The sequence below is a fragment of the Pedobacter paludis genome, assembly GCF_003173575.1.
Classification (GTDB): domain Bacteria; phylum Bacteroidota; class Bacteroidia; order Sphingobacteriales; family Sphingobacteriaceae; genus Pedobacter; species Pedobacter paludis.
Genome location: NZ_QGNY01000011.1, coordinates 1 through 18464, shown reverse-complemented (window position 1 = coordinate 18464; position 18464 = coordinate 1). Strand labels below are relative to the sequence as shown.

Below are 18464 nucleotides of genomic sequence, written 5' to 3'. Positions count from 1 at the left end.
ACCCAGATTATATGAAGTTTTTTGATTTGGGCAAAGAAGGTTTCCGTTTGGTTGTTCAAGTGGTGGAACTTTTGAATGATGGGTGAAAACCTATAGGCTATGATTATTTTAATAAAAAAGTATTAAATTTTTTCAAACCAGGACTAAAAAAAAATGTTCCTAAATAAATTTATATATTTGGTAAAATTTTGAAAGTGAAAATATCCAGTTTGTTTCTCTGCTTCATTATCGTAATACTCAGCTGCATTCCATGCGCTGACGTATTGGCTATGGGTAAGTTGCATGGTGGACCATTAACTGAAAAAAGCATAACAACCCATTCTACAGAAAAAGAACGCAGTGATTTCTGTTCACCGTTCTGCGTTTGTTCCTGCTGTAATACCACTTCTGAAGTTATTTCTTCAACACCTCTTGTGGTAATCTCAAAACCAATAAGCTCAGAATATAATGAAGCTTACATGGGTGAGGTTATCTCTTTACCATTATCTGTTTGGCAGCCGCCTAAATTAAGTTAAAAATCGATCTTCATTTCGATGCTATGTTTTTGCCCGTATAATCCATACGAGGCTACGCTGTGCATTGATCTGGTTTTTTTATTTTTTACTTAATTAAACAAATAATGCTGAAAAAAATTATTCAGTTTTCAATAGCGAATAAGCTTGTAATAGCCCTGTTCACTTTGGGGCTGATCGCATGGGGCGTATATTCCCTGAGACAACTTCCCATTGATGCCGTTCCTGATATCACCAATAATCAGGTTCAGGTCATAACCCTTAGCCCATCCCTTGCTACCCAGGAGGTAGAAAGGCTTATTTCCTATCCCGTAGAACAGACCATGTCCACCATACCTGAAATAGAGCAGGTACGCTCCATTTCAAGGTTCGGACTTTCGGTTGTAACTATCGTATTCCATGATGATGTTGACATCTACTGGGCCCGGCAACAGGTAAACGAAAAGCTTGCCGAGGCCAAGAATAACATCCCATCAGGACTTGGTAATCCAGAAATATCACCCATATCAACAGGTCTTGGGGAGATATACCAATACGTGATCCATGCAAAGCCTGGATTCGAAAAGAAATTCAACGCGCGCGAGCTGCGCACCATCCAGGACTGGATTGTAAGGAGACAGCTCCTTGGTACGCCGGGCATTGCAGAGGTCAACAGTTTCGGTGGCCTTTTGAAACAGTATGAGATTGCGCTTGATCCCGATAAGCTGCGGAGCCTTAACCTGAGCATCAGCGATGTTTTCGCAGCCCTTGAACAGAACAACCAGAACACGGGGGGCGCCTATATAGACAAAAAGCCAAATGCCTATTTTATTAGGAGCGAAGGCCTGGTCGGCAATCTTGATGACATCAATAAGATCGTTGTCAAAAACAATGCGAACGGAATCCCGGTGCTTATCCACGATATCGCCACCGTACAGATCGGTAGTTCCATCCGTTATGGCGCACTTACCCGTGCAACAAAGGATGGTGAAGGTGAGGCTGTTGGCGGTATAGTAATGATGCTGAAAGGCGCAAATGCCAATAACGTGGTAAAACAGGTGAAGGCTAAGATAGACAGAATCAGTAAAACTCTACCGAAGGGGGTAACCATTGAGCCGTTCTTAGATAGAAGTGCGCTTGTTGATCGTGCCATGGGCACAGTAGCCAAAAACCTCATCGAGGGCGCCCTGATTGTTATTTTTGTCCTGGTTCTTTTTCTTGGAAATTTTAGGGCCGGGCTGGTTGTTGCCTCAGTGATTCCGCTTGCCATGCTATTTGCGATTTCCCTGATGAACCTTTTTGGCGTATCGGGAAACCTGATGAGTCTTGGCGCGATAGATTTCGGACTTATCGTCGATGGGGCCGTAATTATTGTGGAAGCCACAATGCACATCCTCTCTGGGAATAAGCTTGGCCGCGCTTATACACAGGCCGAAATGGATGAGCAGGTTGAAAAATCTGCCGTGCGGATGATGAGCGCTGCGGCATTTGGACAGATCATTATTCTGATCGTTTATCTTCCCATCCTTGCCCTTGTAGGTATTGAAGGCAAGATGTTCGGTCCTATGGCACAAACCGTTTCCTTTGCCATATTGGGAGCCTTTATTTTGTCCCTTACCTATGTTCCTATGGTTTCCTCGCTGTTCTTAAGCAAAAAAGTTGCCCACAAAAAGAATTTTTCAGATCGGATGATGGATTTTTTTCAGCGCCGTTACACTCCAATGATCAAGGCTGCACTCAATAAAAGAATAATTGTTGTGGCATCATCGGTTGTTCTTCTGGTCATCAGTATTTTTATCTTTACCCGGATGGGGGGAGAATTCATTCCCACGTTGGAGGAAGGTGATTTTGCGGTAGAAACCAGGCTACTTACCGGCAGTTCCCTTTCCCAGACTATTGATAAAGTAAATCAGGCTTCAAAAATCCTTGTAGAAAAATTTCCAGAGGTGAAAGAAGTAATTGGTAAGGTTGGTGCTGCCGAGATTCCTACCGATCCCATGCCAATGGAAGCATGTGATCTGACCATAATACTCAAAGATAAAAAAGACTGGACCACTACCCATGACAGGGAAGAACTGGCAGAGATGATGAGTAAGGCACTTGAAGAAGTTCCCGGCGTGAGCTTCGGTTTTTCACAACCAATCCAATTACGCTCAAATGAACTTATCTCGGGAGTTAGACAGGATATTGGGATCAAAGTTTTCGGAGATGACCTCGAATCCCTCACCAGTATATCCCAAAAGATCGGGAAAATTGTTTCGGGTGTAGAGGGCGCAAAAGATCTCTATCTGGAACAGGCAACCGGTCTGCCGCAGATAGTGGTAAAGATCAACCGTGATAGGATTGCACAATATGGATTGAGCATAGGAACGGTTAACCAGGCACTCAATACTGCTTTTGCAGGACAGTCTGCGGGGCTGGTATACGAGGGAGAGCAGCGTTACGATATCATTGTTCGCCTTTCCCAACAGAACCGCCAGGGTATTGATGATGTTAAAAATGTCTATGTGACTGCCCCGAACGGCAATCAGGTTCCCCTTGACCAACTTGCTGACATAGAGTTTAAGATCGGCCCTAACCAGATTCAACGTGAGGATACCAAACGGCGCATCATAGTGGGGCTGAATGTCCGTGGCCGTGATATCCAGAGTGTGGTAACAGAGATTGAGCAGAAAATAAACGAACAGATCAAAATGCCCGCAGGATATTACATTACCTATGGAGGGCAGTTCGAAAACTTAAAAGAGGCGACACAAAGGCTTTCTATTGCCGTTCCGGTTGCACTTTTACTGATATTGCTATTACTGTATTTCTCATTTGGATCTGTAAAACAGTCGATACTGATTTTTTCTGCTATTCCGATGGCCGCAATCGGGGGAATATTTGCATTAATCCTGAGGGGAATGCCTTTCAGCATTTCCGCCGGTGTTGGATTTATTGCATTATTCGGGGTAGCCGTGCTCAACGGAATCGTACTGATTACCGAATTCAACAGATTGAAAAAAATGGATAAATATAGTATAAGGGACATTGTCCTCAAGGGAACTGCTATCCGTCTGAGACCTGTACTGATGACCGCAACTGTAGCCTCTCTTGGGTTCCTTCCAATGGCAATATCCAGTGCAGCAGGCGCTGAGGTGCAGAAACCGTTAGCAACCGTAGTAATCGGGGGACTGATTACTTCCACCATATTAACCTTAATCGTACTTCCAGTGCTATATACTTATTTTGAAGGTTGGAAAAGCAAAAAAACTGCCCTTCCAACAACTGTAGTTACCCTAGCGGTGTTTTTTGGACTTTTCATTTTATCGGGACAGGCGCAGGCGCAGACGGTTCCCACCAAGGGTATGAGCCTTGAGCAGGCTTTGAGCACAGCATTGAGTAATAACCAGGCTTTGAAATCCTCAACCCTGCAGATTGGCAGGCAACAGGCGCTAAGGGGATCCTCAACAGATCTTGGAAAGACCAGCTTTGAGGTGCAGTACGGACAGATGAATACCATCAAACGCGACAATAACTTTTCGGCCTCTCAGAACATACCCTATCCGGGGCTGTTCAAAAGTCAGCGCAACTTGTATGATGCGCAGATCAGGGGAGCCGAAATCGGCCTTCAGGTAACACAAAGAGAACTTTCCTATCAGGTGAAAAGCGTTTACGCCCAGTTGGGCTATTTCATTGCCCTTCAAAAGCTTTACAAAAGCCAGGACAGTGTTTACAGTAACTTTCTGAAGGCCGCCTCATTGAGGTACCAGGCAGGAGAGACCAATCTGCTTGAAAAAACTACCGCCGAAACTCAGTATAATGAGGTTCGCAACCAGATGAGCAAGAACGAAGCTGATATCCTTGCCTATACCGCCGAACTTAAGCGTTTGCTCAATACCAGGGAACAGATCAGTATCATGAACGCGGACTTTGGCCAGGTAGTCTGGAATGTTAGCCAGGCTGATACCATTACATCAGAAAATCCAATTCTTGCGCTGCAGGCCCAGCAGATAGATATTGCCGACAAGACGGTAAGGCTCGAGCGCTCACGCTCCGGCCCCGATTTCAGTATCGGCTATTTCAACCAGTCCATTATCGGAGCACAGAATGTTGGCGGTCAGGATCTTTATTTTAATGGAGGCAAACGTTTTCAGGGAGTTTCCGCCGGGATCTCCATACCGCTTTTCTTTAAGCCTTTCTCCTCAAGGATAAAAGCCGCAAAGATAGATAAGCAGGTAGCCGAAAGCGATTTTATCCTTTCCCAGACAGATCTTCGTGGAAGGTATGAGCAGGCCTTCCAGGACCTTCAGAAAAATTCCAGAAGTATCGCCTATTATAAGAACAGTGCCCTGCCGAATGCCAACCTGATCCTAAAGCAGTCCCAGATTGCATTTCAGGCAGGGGAGATCGGCTATGTAGAGTATCTGCAGGCCCTGCGTACCTACTCTGATATCCGCTTCAGCTATCTGGAGGCCATCAACCAATACAATCAATCAGTATACACATTACAGTACCTAAAAGGTCAATAACAATATAAAAATGAAAAAAATATTAAAAGCCCTCAGCCGATTATCTTACATTGGGGCACTGGCAGTAGTGCTTTCTTCCTGCGGCAGCAAGGAAAAAGATGGCGCTGGAACAGAAGCCTCTGCAGACAGCACGGCCACCGAGGAAAGCAACTCAGTAGAGCTCAGCCAGTCACAGTTCAAGTCTGTAGGGATAGAGCTGGGAAGTCCCGAGCTCCGTGCACTCAGCGGTATGCTGAAAGTAAATGGCTTTATTGACGTGCCACCACAGAACCTGGTGAGCATTACCACTCAGATGGGCGGTATTGTAAAATCCACTCCGCTTTTACAGGGGACAAAGGTGAGCAAAGGTCAGGTTATTGCCATACTCCAGAATCAGGAATATGTGCAGATGCAACAGGATTACCTGGAGAGCAAAAGCCAGCTTGAACTTTCGGATTCTGAATACAAAAGACAACAGACCCTTGCCCAGCAAAACGTTAATGCTCAAAAAACACTCCAACAGGCCAAAGCAGCTTATCTGGGAAATCTTGCAAGGGAAAATGCATTAAAGCAACGTCTTCAACTGATCAATATCAATCCGTCCTCGCTAAACGCCGGCAATATCCGTAGCCAGATAAATATCTACTCGCCGATCAATGGCTATGTAACCAAGGTTAACGTAAATACGGGCAAATTTGTGGCCCCCAATGATGCAATGTTCGAAATCGTAAACAGTTCGAATCTCCACGTTGAGCTCAACGTTTTCGAGAAAGATGCACAAAAGGTAAAAAAAGGACAGAAGGTGCTTTTTTCACTCACCAATGATTCAACCCAGCGTACTGCTGTCGTACAGCTGGTAGGCGGTGAGATCAATGCCGATAAGACCGTGACCGTTCATGCTATTGCCCAGGGAAGCGCCGGGTTTATCCCTGGTACTTACCTTAAGGCTTTCATCGAAACAGGTGCCGTGCAGGTAATGGCTTTGCCTTCTGCAGCGGTTGTAGACTTTGAGGGCAAAAAATACATTTTCGTCCAGAACTCGGCGGAAAAAAAGGCAAAGGAACCAGCAAAAAACGAGTCGGGAAACAAAGAAAGCGCCACTGAGGCCGGCCATCATTTCGAAATGGTAGAGGTTACAACGGGTATATCCGATGGCGGTTATATAGAGGTAACTATGCCTTCGGGACGGGATTTTACAGGCAAGGTTGTACTTAAAGGTACATATGATCTGCTGTCAAAAATGAAGAACAGCGAAGAAGAGTAAAGTCCCCACAAAGAATTTTTAGTACACACATTGAATAAAAGGTGCCTCGTTAGGGAGGCATCTTTTTAAAAAAAGTGAACCCACACGGGCAGAGAATACAGATAAAGCGGTTGCCCTGAATATTCAACAAAAATCAATTTACCCCGATATGGAAAACAAGAAGAAAAAATCCGACACCAAATCATCTGCCAAAAAGCCTGTAGTCCGGAAGGAAGGCTCAGATTCCAAAGAAACAAAAGCGAAGCCGGTAAAGGAAGAAACCAAAACTTCTTCACAGCCTATTTCTGAAAAACCATCCAGGAAGGGAAAAGAAGCTGAAAAGGAGAAAGAGGCTCATCTTGACCATGCTGAAGAGGAAGGCCATGATCATGAACATGGCGGGATTTTCGGGAAGAACACGGAAATGATCTTCGCCTTTATCTGTGGCGCGGCGCTGGGGATAGGATTTGGAATTTCTTTCATAGACGGTGTTCCCGAATGGGCAAGCCTTGCACTCTACATAACAGCCTATTTCTTTGGCGGTTTCTTTACGGCCAAGGAAGCAGTTGAAACTATATTGAAAGGTGGCTTTGAGATCGACTTTCTGATGCTGGTCGCCGCAATCGGCGCAGCGATCCTGGGCTCCTGGGCCGAAGGCGCATTATTGCTCTTCCTGTTCAGTCTGGGACATGCGATGGAACACTATGCGATGGGCAAGGCAAGAAAATCCATAGCTGCCCTTACCAGTCTGGCTCCCCCGACAGCCCTGGTTGTCCGGGATGGCAAGGAATCTGAAGTGCGCATCGAAGAGCTTCAGCTTGGAGATGTCATTATCATCAAGCCCAACAGCAAGATTCCGGCAGACGGAGTGGTTGTAAAGGGTGAGGGCAGTGTCAATCAGGCCCCTATAACAGGAGAGAGTGTGCCAGTGGACAAATCACCCGTACCGGACGCATCAAAGGACTATTCTGCCGAAAAAACCATCAAGCCCCAGTTCCGTGTATTTGCCGGAACAATCAACGGAGCATCGGTTCTGGAGGTTAAGGTAATCAGGGAAGCCAAGGATTCTACCATCTCACGCCTGATCAAAATGGTAAATGAGGCGGAAAAACAAAAATCCCCAACGCAGCTATTTACCGACAGGTTCGAAAAGTATTTCGTTCCAGTTGTACTGGTTCTTGTGACCGCACTATGTTTTGCATTCCTGGTTATCGATGAGCCTTTTAGCAAAAGTTTCTACCGCGCGATGTCCGTACTGGTTGCTGCCAGCCCGTGCGCTTTGGCGATTTCTACCCCAAGCGCAGTACTTAGCGGTATTGCAAGGGCTGCACGTGGCGGAGTCCTTATAAAGGGAGGGCGGCCACTGGAAGATCTGGGCGAACTCAACGCCATCGCGTTCGACAAGACCGGAACACTTACCGAAGGCAAGCCCCAGCTCACAAACGTGATTCCACTGAACGACATGTCAGAAGAGGAACTAATGGGTATTGCTGTTGCAGTTGAAAAACTCAGCGACCACCCGCTGGCCGAAGCAATTGTAAAAGGCGCACTCGAAAAGATGAAGAAAAAATCCGTTCCTGAGGCACATAACGTGAAAGGCATTACCGGAAGAGGTGTTCAGGCTGAGGTCAACGGTAAAAAAGTATTCATTGGAAACAAGGCCCTTTTTGAAAAGGATGGAATACCCGAAGATATTCTCAAACAGGTTGAAGAGCTGGAAAAGGGCGGACATACTTCAATGCTTGTCAGGGTCGATAAAGATTTCATCGGCATTCTTTCCCTTATGGATGTTCCCCGTGAAGAGGCAAAACATGTGCTTAAAGAACTCGAAGAGCTGGGGATCAAAAAAATGATTATGCTAACCGGGGACAACCAACAGGTTGCAGAAGCGGTAGCTAAACAGATCGGTGTAACCGAGGCATGGGGCAACCTTATGCCGGAAGACAAAGTCAAGGCAGTACAGAAACTCGCCAAATCAGAAAAAATGGTTGCGATGGTGGGAGACGGCGTGAATGATGCCCCGGCCATGGCCAAAAGTACCGTAGGTATCGCTATGGGCGCTGCGGGATCTGATGTTGCTTTGGAAACAGCAGATATTGCCCTGATGGGCGATAAGCTGGAAAGTCTTCCCTTTGCCATCGGGCTTAGCCGTAAAGCCCGGGGCATCATTAAACAGAACCTCTGGATTTCCCTTGGTGTTGTCGCCGCACTTATTCCACTGACCATACTGGGTGTCGCTTCGATCGGACCGGCAGTAATCGCCCACGAGGGATCGACGTTGGTCGTAGTGTTTAATGCGCTGCGCTTACTTGCTTACGACAACGGACATAATAAAAAAGCACCGAAAAAGAGGAAAAAATAAGGCATGTTCAAAAAGGTTAAAAAATTCCTGAAAGCCCTGGGGCCGGGCATCGTTACCGGTGCGAGTGACGATGACCCATCAGGTATTTCCACCTATTCACGGGGCGGTGCAAAATATGGTCTGGCAACGCTTTGGGCAATGATCAATACATTCCCCCTGATGGCTGCAATCCAGGATTGCGACCGTATCAGGCTGACCAAAACGCTTAGGAAACACTATCCAAAATGGGTATTGTACCTGTTGATCATATTCAGCGTGCCGGCAATCGTCCTGAACATTGGTGCCGATATCGCTGATATGGACGCTGTGGAGCATCTCATATTTCCTGCCGTTCATGCAATTGTTTTTAGTGTGCTCTTTACCGGAGTACCTCTATTCTTCATCATCTATCTGCCTTACTCGACACTTGGCTCAGTGCTGAAATATCTGTTCCTGACCCCCATGGAGATTCTTATCGGCACATGCCTCGACCTCAATCTAGGGTACCTTTCCTTTGGTGCCTATAGATTTTATTTAAGAAAGAATTATGCAGGCTAAACAACTTATTTCATTAAACATACTGCTGTTTGCAGCGTTTCCGGTCGTCTTACTTATAGTCGGTGGAATGATCGTAACCTGGAAAAAGCCCACGGCTGCTGTGCAGAGTACGATCCTCCACTTTGCTGCAGGGGTAGTTTTTTCAGTCGTGGCAGTCGAGCTTTTGCCAGATATGATCAGGATCCATGATACAACCGCGATAATTATAGGTTTTACCTTGGGTATTTCGGCCATGCTTCTGATCAAATGGTATACCGCCAGGCTTGAGCTCAAAATGGGCGGAACAAACGACAGCAAGCTGTTGCCTTGGGGAATGCTTATCGCGGTAGGCATTGACCTGCTCTTGGACGGTCTTCTTTTAGGGATAGGATTTGCAGCGGGATCAAAAGAAGGAACCCTGCTTGCACTGGCACTTGCGATGGAATGCCTTTCGCTGGGACTTGCAGTAGGTACCAGGCTGACCAAGCTTGGAAGTTCCAAAAGGAGGCTGATCAGGGTGCTCTCGCTATTTGGCCTGGTTTTTCTATTGGGAACAGGGGGAGGTTTTTTTATGCTGCATTTTACAGGAGAAAAAGTACTGGAACTTGTGCTCTCATTTGGTAGCGCAGCATTACTGTTTTTAGTTACCGAGGAACTTCTTGTCGAAGCCCATGAAGAAAAGGATTCTCCATTTTTTACCGCGGCTTTTTTCTTAGGATTTCTTCTGTTTATGGTTCTGGGGCTCATTATTTAATCTAAACCGATGAATATTATCGCTAAAATCAGTCAGTTCGATGCGCACCATAAACTTTACCTCTCCCTGGGTGTTGCTCTTGCCGTCCTTGGTATTTGCTATGCTACGGAACTGGAAGCCTCTGTCAGGTTGATGGTTGTATGGCTAAGCTATGCAACAACCAGCATAGCGCTTGCATGGACAACCATTAGCTCCTCGCATCCCAGTCAGATAAAACACGATGCCCATGCGCAGGATTCAAGCAGGACGCTCATTTTTCTTTTTGCCATAGCTGCTGCATTCGCCAGTCTTTTTTCCATTATTATCCTTTTGCGTGAAAATTCGGAAAAGACCGATCAGGGCCTTTTTATGACTATCGTTATTCCGTTGCTCTGCGTGGTTAGCTCATGGTGGTTGGTTCATACGGTCTTTACCATGCGATATGCACATTTCTATTACTGTGACATCGAGCATGAGAAGAAAGGAAAAATAGAAAAACCCGGAGGACTGATCTTTCCGGGAGGAGAAGATCCCGATTATATGGATTTTGTCTATTTCGCTTTCGTGGTTGGAATGACTTTTCAGGTATCTGACGTAGAAATCTCCTCCAAACGGATCCGAAGGCTTGCATGGATGCACGGTGTTCTTTCATTTGCCTTTAATACAGTAATAGTTGCCCTGACAATCAATGTGCTCTCGGGCATGATCCAAAAATAATTTAATTTAAAACTAAAAACCTATGGACTGGACACCAGAAAATTTTCCACTTGAGATGAAGGACCTTGACCCAAGGGTAAGGGAAAAAGCGATCGAGATCGCCAACGAGCTTAGAATTACCAAAGAGGTAAGCGAGCTCAATATTGTTGAGGTCGCCATCAACAGGGCCCAGCAATGGTTTATCAGCCTGGAGGGATAATGGCAGTGCAAAGACTATCCCCTGATCACACAAAATATAATCCAAACCGCGGAAAGGTATCCACAAGGCTCCTGACCGATCTTAAAACATTGAATAAAATGCAGATCAAAAGAAACAACAGGCCCAGGCCTGCTGCTGCCAGGGGTGGGGGAACAGCTCCAAAAAAGAAAAAGGCCAAGGGGCCAAAGAAATCGGTTTTCCTGATGGTATTTTATTGGATACTGGCGCTGCTGCTGGCACTCGCCATTTATTTTAAAGCCAAACATTTCTATAATTCACATTGGGACAAGGATACCAACGAAAAAAACAACGATTCTGTTATCAACACCCCCGGATCTAAAAATAAACCATGAAGCAGATTTTTATGAAAAGCCGATATAGTGTACTATATTTCTTTATCTTTTTCTTCATCTGTGTCTCGACCATGCTGAGGATCAGTTTTACTGCGATTTCGCTCGGAAAGGCGGGGCTGGGATTTGGAGAAATCCTCACCGCCTTTGCTAAAGGATTCGTCTTCGATCTTGGGGTGGCCACATATTTCAGTGTAATTTATGCCTTTTATCTGCTCATCCTTCCCCAAAAATGGAACAGGACTGGATTTAACAAGGTGTTTACCCATATCCTTCTTTTTCTGATGGTCTTGATTTCGGTATTTTCTTTTTTCGCAGAATTTACTTTTTGGCGGGAATTTGAGAGCCGTTTTAACTTTATAGCAGTAGATTATCTGGTCTATACTTATGAGGTTGTGCACAACATCAACGAGTCCTATCCGCTGCCGCTTTTGATTTCAGCTGTTGTCATAATCTCCTTTTTATGGAACTATCTTATGAAGGGGGCGTTCAGGAAGAGCTTCGAGTCTGCTACACCTTTTGCCCGTCGATCGGTAAATACAGCCCTGATCATTCTGACAGCAATATTCTATACGATCGAGATAGATAACTCCTGGGGGGATAAAAGCGGTAACCGTTATGCGGCAGAAATTTCCAAAGCAGGGATATATTCTTTCGTAGCGGCCTTCAAGGCGAATGAACTTAGCTACGATCAGTTTTATCCGATGCTCACAAATCAGCTTGCCTTCAATTTGGTAAGAAAAGAACTCTCCTCTTCCTCTAGCAGGTTTATTTTCAAAGGTCCTTCGGTACGTAGATCGGTTCTGGCCGGTAATGGCCAGACGGAACCCAATGTCATCATGGTGGTCATGGAGAGTTTCAGCGCTGATTATATGGGCACTTTTGGCAATACACAAAAACTGACACCTGTTCTGGATTCGCTGGCCAAAGAGAGCATCCTATTTGAGCGCATGTATGCAACAGGCACCCGTACCGTGCGAGGGATGGAGGCGCTTTCCCTCGCCGTTCCGCCAACACCGGGGAATAGTATTGTAAGGAGGAGCAATAATGCAAACCTGAGCACAATAGGCAGTATTTTTTCCAAACGTGGGTATTCCACAGGCTTTTTTTATGGCGGGGACGGTTACTTTGACAATATGAACCAGTTCTTCGGAAGCAATGGCTATGACATAACAGATAGGGGGAGGAAGCTTACAATGGGTGATGCCTATCTGGGAAAGCGGACCATCCTGAGCGATAGCGAAGTGAGCTTTGAAAATGCCTGGGGCGTTTCGGACGGGGATCTTTTCGCTGCGGTAATCCGTGATGCGGATAAAAGGCACTCGTTAAAGAAACCTTTCTACGATTTTGTCATGACCACTTCCAACCATCGGCCCTTTACCTATCCCAAAGGAAAGATAGATATCCCACCAGGCACGGGAAGAGAGGGCGCAGTAAAATATACCGATTATGCCATTGGGGAATTTTTAAGACAGGTCCGGAAAAAGCCATGGTTCAGCAATACCGTGTTTATATTCGTTGCCGATCACTGCGCGGAAAGCGCAGGAAAGAACGAGATTGATATCTCCCGTTACCATATCCCGGCGATGATATACAACCTCAATGGACAGCCCCCTTCAATAATTCCCAGCCTTTGCTCACAGATAGATCTCTATCCAACCTTGTTCGGCCTGTTGAAATGGGACTTTGAGAGCAATAACTTCGGTATGGATGTTAGATCAGCCGGGTACCGCCCAAGGATCTTGCTAGGAACCTATCAAAAGCTCGGTTATCTCCGTAGCGACACCCTTGTGGTACTCAGTCCAAGGAAGCCTCCGCAGAGCTATCATTATGATTTCAAAACCAATACACAGACCTCGGCGAAATCTTCTGAAACACTTGGAAGGGAAGCCATTTCTTATTATCAGAGTGCCTATTATCTCTTTAGGACAGGCGGATTAAAAAAATAAGAATATTATGAATTATTATCAGTTATTATTGATCTGTGTGCTAGCGGGGTCTGTGATCCTGCTAACAGGTAAATACTTTTTTAAGCGCAGGCGCAGAAACATCTTCAGTATGCTTATAGGAGATGTTCAAGCTTATGTAAGCTATCTTTTTGAGGAGCACTGGCAGGCTGACCTGGCATACCACGATCTGGATCATACCAGACTTGTGGTCAAAAGGACCCAGGAAATCGCTTCCAATTTTCGCCTGGATGACCTTCAGGAATTCATACTTTTCTCTGCCGCATGGTTTCATGACACCGGGCAGCTAACTGGGCCTCCTGCCGGCCATGAGCATCGAAGCGTGCGGCTGATGGAAGAGTTTCTTTCAGATAAAGGGATTGCACCGGATATCATTTCCGCCATCGGCCGCTGCATACTCTCCACCTCCATTCCACATAGCCCTAGCAATATCCTTGAAGAAATTATCTGTGATGCGGATACCTATAACCTGGGCAATGAGGAATTTCTCATCACCGATGCAAAGGTTGCGCGCGAAATGCAGAAAAGGGCAGATGTGGACCTAAGCCATTGGGATAAAGAAACACTTGCATTTCTATCAGCCCACCGTTTTTTTACGCCTTATTGCAAGTCTATGCTCTCGCAGGGAAAGCAAAATAATATCCATTTGGTGCGGGAACGCATAAAAAATAAATCAGGCCAAACACCCTAAATGGATTTGGACAATGAATGGGATATACTCTTAGGCTTCTTGTCGCTTTTATCCTGGCTGGTATCATTAAAAATAGGTTGACACCCCGAACTGCACCGCTCCGGTTCTGGCAGGCGGGTTTCCAAGGATATCCTTCTGCCACTGTTTTCGGTAGGAAAACCTCAGCACGGTTTGTTGCCTTGGCCTGAAACTGATGCCGGGCATTACGCTGAAAAGTTCATCACCAATATTCCCGCCGGTCTCCCTGAACTTCCCTACATTCCAGTCCACATACTCTACCCTGCAGGCTAAACTTACAACAGAATGCTGCCAGCCCAGAATCGTTTTTTTGATCACAGGTTGAACAATATCTATATATCCGCCCATCTGACGGCTCCCGAACTGCTGGGAATAGGTGTCGGGAACATCTACCCTGATCCATGCCCACTCAGCGGTGATGAAGGTCTTAAGTTTGGGAAGTGTAGTGTTAAAGTCTATGGCGAAAACATTTAACCTGCGTTTGTCATCGATAACAATTCCGTCCGACTGCCATTTATTGTAAACACCTCCCATATAGGATACGCCGAGTTCGCCTATATTGTTCCTGCGTACCGCAACCTTTCCCGTTAGAAGCGGCTGCCCGCTTGCAATTTCTTCAAACCTTTCCGGATTCCTTTTTGAGGCAGCCAGAGAGGTTCTGTTTTCAGGGTTTGCAATAATGGAATCGTCAAAGCTGCTTGTGGCATATAACTCGTAGCCCAGCATCCAGTCACCGCTATAGTTCTTGCCATAAATCCCGAATCCTGCACTGCTCCAGGTTGCAGGCAGCATCTGTGTCATGGCGATCGGACGGTCGGTGAATTCCCATTTAGGACCGTCATGGTTCTGGTTGAATGCACCAATGGGATTTAATATCATTCCACCCCTTAAATTAAGCAAGGGGTGCAGTTCCAGATCCAGCGCAGCAAATTCAACCGCTATTTCTTTTTCAGCAGGTTCAAATTCGATCTCGGAAAGGAACTTGATGCGCTTGGAAATGGTTGAGGCTACAAATAGCGTCATCCTTCTGAACTGGAACTGCTGTCCTTCAGAGATCCCGTCTGTACCCTGATACTGCCAGTTGGCTTCCATATACCCGCCCACTGATACCGGAAGTTTTCCCACGGCAATAAAAGGCCGTTCATAAACTGCATCCATGTTGAGTGAGTTTTTTGCTGTATCACTGGGTTTGGCCCTTAAAAGTTTCGGGTCGATCTGGGCAAAAGCCATCTGACCGATACCAATAGATATGATAAGCGTAAAGAGTTTTTTCATACTGCCTTCAGTGAAATTTTGATCCTGGTTTTTTCTATGGTAATGGGGAAAGTTCTTAAGTTTGCTTCTGCCGGACCATTTGTCATTCTGCCCTTATTGTCAAATTCACTTCCATGGGCCGGACATTGAAGCCTGTCTCCGAAAGCCTGGAGCTCGGTTCCCTGGTGGGTGCACTGCATCCATAGTGCAGAATAATTCAGTTCATCATGCCGGTAGATACAGATGGGATATCGGAGCAGGTCATTGCTGACTACAATGTATCTTTTGAACTGGACATTTTTTTCCTGTCTGATTTCAAAGTCCTTCATTTCTACGACCAGGTTATCCCCTGCAATCTCGCCCGTCGCCGGCACCAGGCTGCTGCATCCACTGATCAACGTGGTGATCCCAAGGCCTCCAAGGCAGGCCATTCCACAGCCTTTTATAAAATCTTTTCTTTTCATTTCTATAGTGATTCTAAAAATCTCAGCATGGCATTTCTTTCTGCCCCAGACAGCTGGTTGAACCTGTTGCGGCTTGCAGATGCCTCTCCTCCATGAAGGGTTACCGCCTCTTCGATGCTTTTTGCCCTTCCGTCATGCAGCAGATGATAAGATCCACCCTGTGAATTCATCGAAAGTCCCAGTCCCCATAGGGGCGGGGTCCTCCATTCGAAGGTCTTAGCCGATCCTTCCGTATAACCATCGTCCAGCCCAGGTCCCATATCGTGAAGCAGCAGGTCGGTATAGGGATGGAATTCTTTGTTGGATAGAGCAACCACTGGGGAAAAAACTGTTTTTAGGGTAGGCTTGTGACAGCCTGAACAGTTGATCTTTTCGAACAGTTTCCTGCCGGTTTCAACTTCGGCATTTCCGGCATCGCGCTGTATGGGCGCTTTTAGCGTCTGTAGATAAAACACCACGTTATTCACTGTAAGTGTGGAAATTTCAGGATCAATCACCATCCGCGTATAGGCATCCACAGGATCAAAGCTTGAAGTTATCCCGATATCCTGGTTGTAGGCATTAACAGTCTGGTGGAGCAGGTTATATGCTGCCGCCTTTTTTCCAAAACGATGGATATATTTTCCCTTCAGTGCAATAGCGTTGTTAAAGGCCTGAACATATGACGGAAGCACTGCGTAATTTGGGACACCAGAAATGCCGTCATTATCCAGATCCTGGGGGTCAGCCATAGCTAGTATATCTGCATCAGCTACCAGTTCGAGAAAGCCAAGGCCGGTATTGGCAGGCGGTGTAAATTTTGAAAAGCTGGCGTCTGCTGGGATTTGCTCAGGTTTGTACCCGGGAATAGCCCTGTTCTGCAGTTGTGGGCCTCCCTGGTCCAAAAATTTATTGCCTGTCTCATCGGTCTGCCCGAAACGGACCAGCGTAGTAAAGGGATGGCCTTTGCCGTCTCCAGCATGGCAGCTTCCGCAGCTGGTTGCAACAAAGCCAGGACCAAGGCCATTCGCAGGAGTAAATATCTCATTGTTAAAGGCCGCATCTCCCAAAGCGAAACGTCTGAGCTGGTCATAGCTGAGTCCTTCCACCGGGCCATCAAGAATTTCATCCTCTTTTGGAGAAGAAGGGATTATCTTCTCACAGGACACCATTATAGCAACTAGGCTCATAAGTGAAAGCAGGACAATGGGTAATCTTTTCTGCATGTTATCTGATTTTTTGTAAATCTAATAATAAAAACAGAAAAGACTAAAAATAAATTTAGGTTTATCTAAAATATATTTTAGGGCTGCCGTTTTTTTTTGTTTCGTTCTGTAACTGTCCCACGCTTAAGTGTTTAAGCGATGATCATTTCAACCGAACCGGATTAAAGAACATTATATTTTCGCAGTACTTTTACGCCTGGTGCAGAATGCTTCGAATCGTTTCGTTTTGGAAATTAGAAACCGATTTCCATCTGACCGTGTTGGGTGAAAGCGCTATACGAGAAAGGCATTTCTAAAAGATAAAATAGTATTTGTAATTGAAAGCGAAAACGAGGGCTTTTTATTTAATCTGGGAGAAAGGTAACTGGTGCAAAACGGAAAAAAGTTCCAGTCATTTTCTTGTGAACAATTCACGATAGCCGCCATACCGTGGGATTAGCATTTTTCAGAAAAATAGTAATTGAACTAAATGAAACTAGCGTTCACTAAGGCAAGATGTGCAATGAGTTTAGAAATAGACACGGGGACTGAACGGTGTCCATATCCCCGATATCTAAATTAACGCTCTCAAGGCTAAGATAGCATTCCATTATATGGAATCAAAATCCTCATCACCAATGTTATCTCACTTTTTAATTGGTCGACTTCGAAACCTTATCAAAAAGGTGAGACTTACAAACTTTAGAAGCAGGCTTCTTAAAAGTTTCCTTAACTAAAGACTTCTGGTTGAAGATTGGCGTGTAACATCAATATTTTCTTGGCAGGTGGGGGTATTGGAATAGCTATTTTTATCAGAAGTGGTAATAATTTATCCTGATTTTAGTAAAAAGGTTAGACGCAGAGACCGCAGGCGATAATTGTATTTCCTTAACTGCAGAGAACACCAATACTTTTGACGAAAATATTCTGAGAGAAGCTTTGCGCTAGCCAAAATATATTCTTGAGCCAATAAAAGCTTTCTTTTCAACCCTATAATTTTATTTTTGTATATTGAGAAAAGCTTTCCGAGGAAATATAGTGGTAGGAAAATAATGTTATGAGTGCAAATAAAATAACTCTCGCCTATGCGGAAGATGAGCGCTGGTTTCGGGAACCAATGGTAGAAATGTTGGTCGAAAGTGGCTTTGATGTCATTGGCGCTTTTAGTGATGGCAGAGAGCTTCTTACTTTCTCAGAAAATTGCTCGACTTTGCCTGATTTATTTTTAACGGACCTGCGCATGCCCAAATTGAATGGTCTTGAGTTGACAAAAGAAATTTTGAAGAAATGGCCCCACGCGAAAGTGATTGTCCTAACTTCAGAGATAGAAAACTTTTACATAGAGGAGGCAAAGAAAGCTGGCGCTGTATGCTTTTTACATAAAATTATCGACTACAAGAATATCAAACACGCCCTCTTGGAGGTTCACCAAACTGGAGCGACGACCTTCGGGAAACTGAATTTGTAATACCTGGCCCGATTTCCTGTAAGCAGAGGGTTTTAAGGATGAAGGCTTTCTAAATAAGTTATGCACTCTAATTCGGTTAATTTGCGGTGACATTTGCACAGAAATTGCACAAGTTGTTTTTCGGTTCCCAATGTGCACAACTAATATTTGATACCGTTGCACGAATTTTACTTAGTTTTAAGCGTTTTAATTGGGGATTTCAGCAATAGTATCCACTCCGTTTTATTCCAAAGTGTGCAGCCGACTTTTTGCCTCTGGGGTTTGATTCAAGTAGCTTAAAGGAGGTCAAATATAATCTTCTCTCCCCAATTTTACAG

General features: G+C 45.3%; 15 protein-coding genes. 12 read left to right on the top strand and 3 right to left on the bottom strand.

The features are described from left to right. Nucleotides 1-194: 194 nt before the first annotated feature. The 11 genes from DF947_RS21305 to DF947_RS21260 all read left to right on the top strand — a co-directional run bounded on the left by DF947_RS21305 (nt 195) and on the right by DF947_RS21260 (nt 13759). The gene (locus tag DF947_RS21305; RefSeq protein ID WP_146202963.1) at nt 195-515 is read left to right on the top strand and encodes a DUF6660 family protein; all 321 of its coding nucleotides are present in this window, start codon (nt 195-197) and stop codon (nt 513-515) included. A 104-nt stretch (nt 516-619) separates the two neighbouring features. Next, a complete protein-coding gene (locus DF947_RS21300; RefSeq protein ID WP_109932806.1) occupies nt 620-5002 on the top strand; it encodes a CusA/CzcA family heavy metal efflux RND transporter in 4383 nt (1460 codons plus the stop codon). A 10-nt stretch (nt 5003-5012) separates the two neighbouring features. Beyond that, nucleotides 5013-6245, top strand: a complete 1233-nt coding sequence (locus DF947_RS21295) for an efflux RND transporter periplasmic adaptor subunit (RefSeq protein WP_056095224.1) — start codon at nt 5013-5015, stop codon at nt 6243-6245. A 148-nt stretch (nt 6246-6393) separates the two neighbouring features. Continuing rightward, the gene (locus DF947_RS21290; protein WP_056095221.1) at nt 6394-8586 is read left to right on the top strand and encodes a heavy metal translocating P-type ATPase; all 2193 of its coding nucleotides are present in this window, start codon (nt 6394-6396) and stop codon (nt 8584-8586) included. Nucleotides 8587-8589: 3 nt separating this feature from the next. After that, on the top strand, nt 8590-9123 hold the full coding sequence (locus DF947_RS21285; RefSeq protein WP_197413309.1) for a divalent metal cation transporter: 534 nt from the start codon (nt 8590-8592) through the stop codon (nt 9121-9123). Then, nucleotides 9113-9856, top strand: coding sequence for a ZIP family metal transporter (locus DF947_RS21280; protein ID WP_056095217.1), 744 nt, complete (start codon nt 9113-9115; stop codon nt 9854-9856). Before DF947_RS21285 ends, DF947_RS21280 begins: the two co-directional genes overlap by 11 nt. Before the next feature lie 9 nt (nt 9857-9865). After that, entirely contained in the window at nt 9866-10552 is a 687-nt protein-coding gene (locus DF947_RS21275) for a DUF1345 domain-containing protein (RefSeq protein ID WP_056095215.1), read from the top strand. 22 nt (nt 10553-10574) lie between these two features. Continuing rightward, complete coding sequence (locus DF947_RS22390) at nt 10575-10751, top strand: DUF2188 domain-containing protein (protein WP_167398035.1); 177 nt, start codon at nt 10575-10577, stop codon at nt 10749-10751. 98 nt (nt 10752-10849) lie between these two features. Then, nucleotides 10850-11104, top strand: coding sequence for a hypothetical protein (locus tag DF947_RS21270; protein WP_146202962.1), 255 nt, complete (start codon nt 10850-10852; stop codon nt 11102-11104). Next, nucleotides 11101-13050, top strand: a complete 1950-nt coding sequence (locus tag DF947_RS21265; RefSeq protein ID WP_056095210.1) for an LTA synthase family protein — start codon at nt 11101-11103, stop codon at nt 13048-13050. The genes DF947_RS21270 and DF947_RS21265 overlap by 4 nt, the downstream gene beginning before the upstream one ends. A 7-nt stretch (nt 13051-13057) precedes the next feature. Continuing rightward, nucleotides 13058-13759 carry an HD domain-containing protein gene (locus tag DF947_RS21260; RefSeq protein WP_146202961.1) on the top strand — a complete coding sequence of 234 codons (702 nt, stop codon included), beginning with the start codon at nt 13058-13060 and terminating at the stop codon, nt 13757-13759. A gap of 66 nt (nt 13760-13825) precedes the next feature. Here the strand turns inward: DF947_RS21260 and DF947_RS21255 are convergent, their stop codons facing one another. Genes DF947_RS21255 through DF947_RS21245 form a run of 3 tightly spaced genes read right to left on the bottom strand, consistent with a single transcriptional unit; the run spans nt 13826 to nt 16700 of the window. Beyond that, nucleotides 13826-15052 carry a hypothetical protein gene (locus tag DF947_RS21255; RefSeq protein ID WP_056095202.1) on the bottom strand — a complete coding sequence of 409 codons (1227 nt, stop codon included), beginning with the start codon at nt 15050-15052 and terminating at the stop codon, nt 13826-13828. After that, complete coding sequence (locus tag DF947_RS21250; RefSeq protein ID WP_056095200.1) at nt 15049-15495, bottom strand: QcrA and Rieske domain-containing protein; 447 nt, start codon at nt 15493-15495, stop codon at nt 15049-15051. The genes DF947_RS21255 and DF947_RS21250 overlap by 4 nt, the downstream gene beginning before the upstream one ends. A 2-nt stretch (nt 15496-15497) precedes the next feature. Next, entirely contained in the window at nt 15498-16700 is a 1203-nt protein-coding gene (locus tag DF947_RS21245; RefSeq protein WP_056095197.1) for a di-heme oxidoredictase family protein, read from the bottom strand. A gap of 1036 nt (nt 16701-17736) precedes the next feature. Here DF947_RS21245 and DF947_RS21240 point away from each other — a divergent pair. After that, a complete protein-coding gene (locus tag DF947_RS21240; RefSeq protein WP_056095195.1) occupies nt 17737-18147 on the top strand; it encodes a response regulator in 411 nt (136 codons plus the stop codon). The last annotated feature ends 317 nt before the right edge of the window (nt 18148-18464 follow it).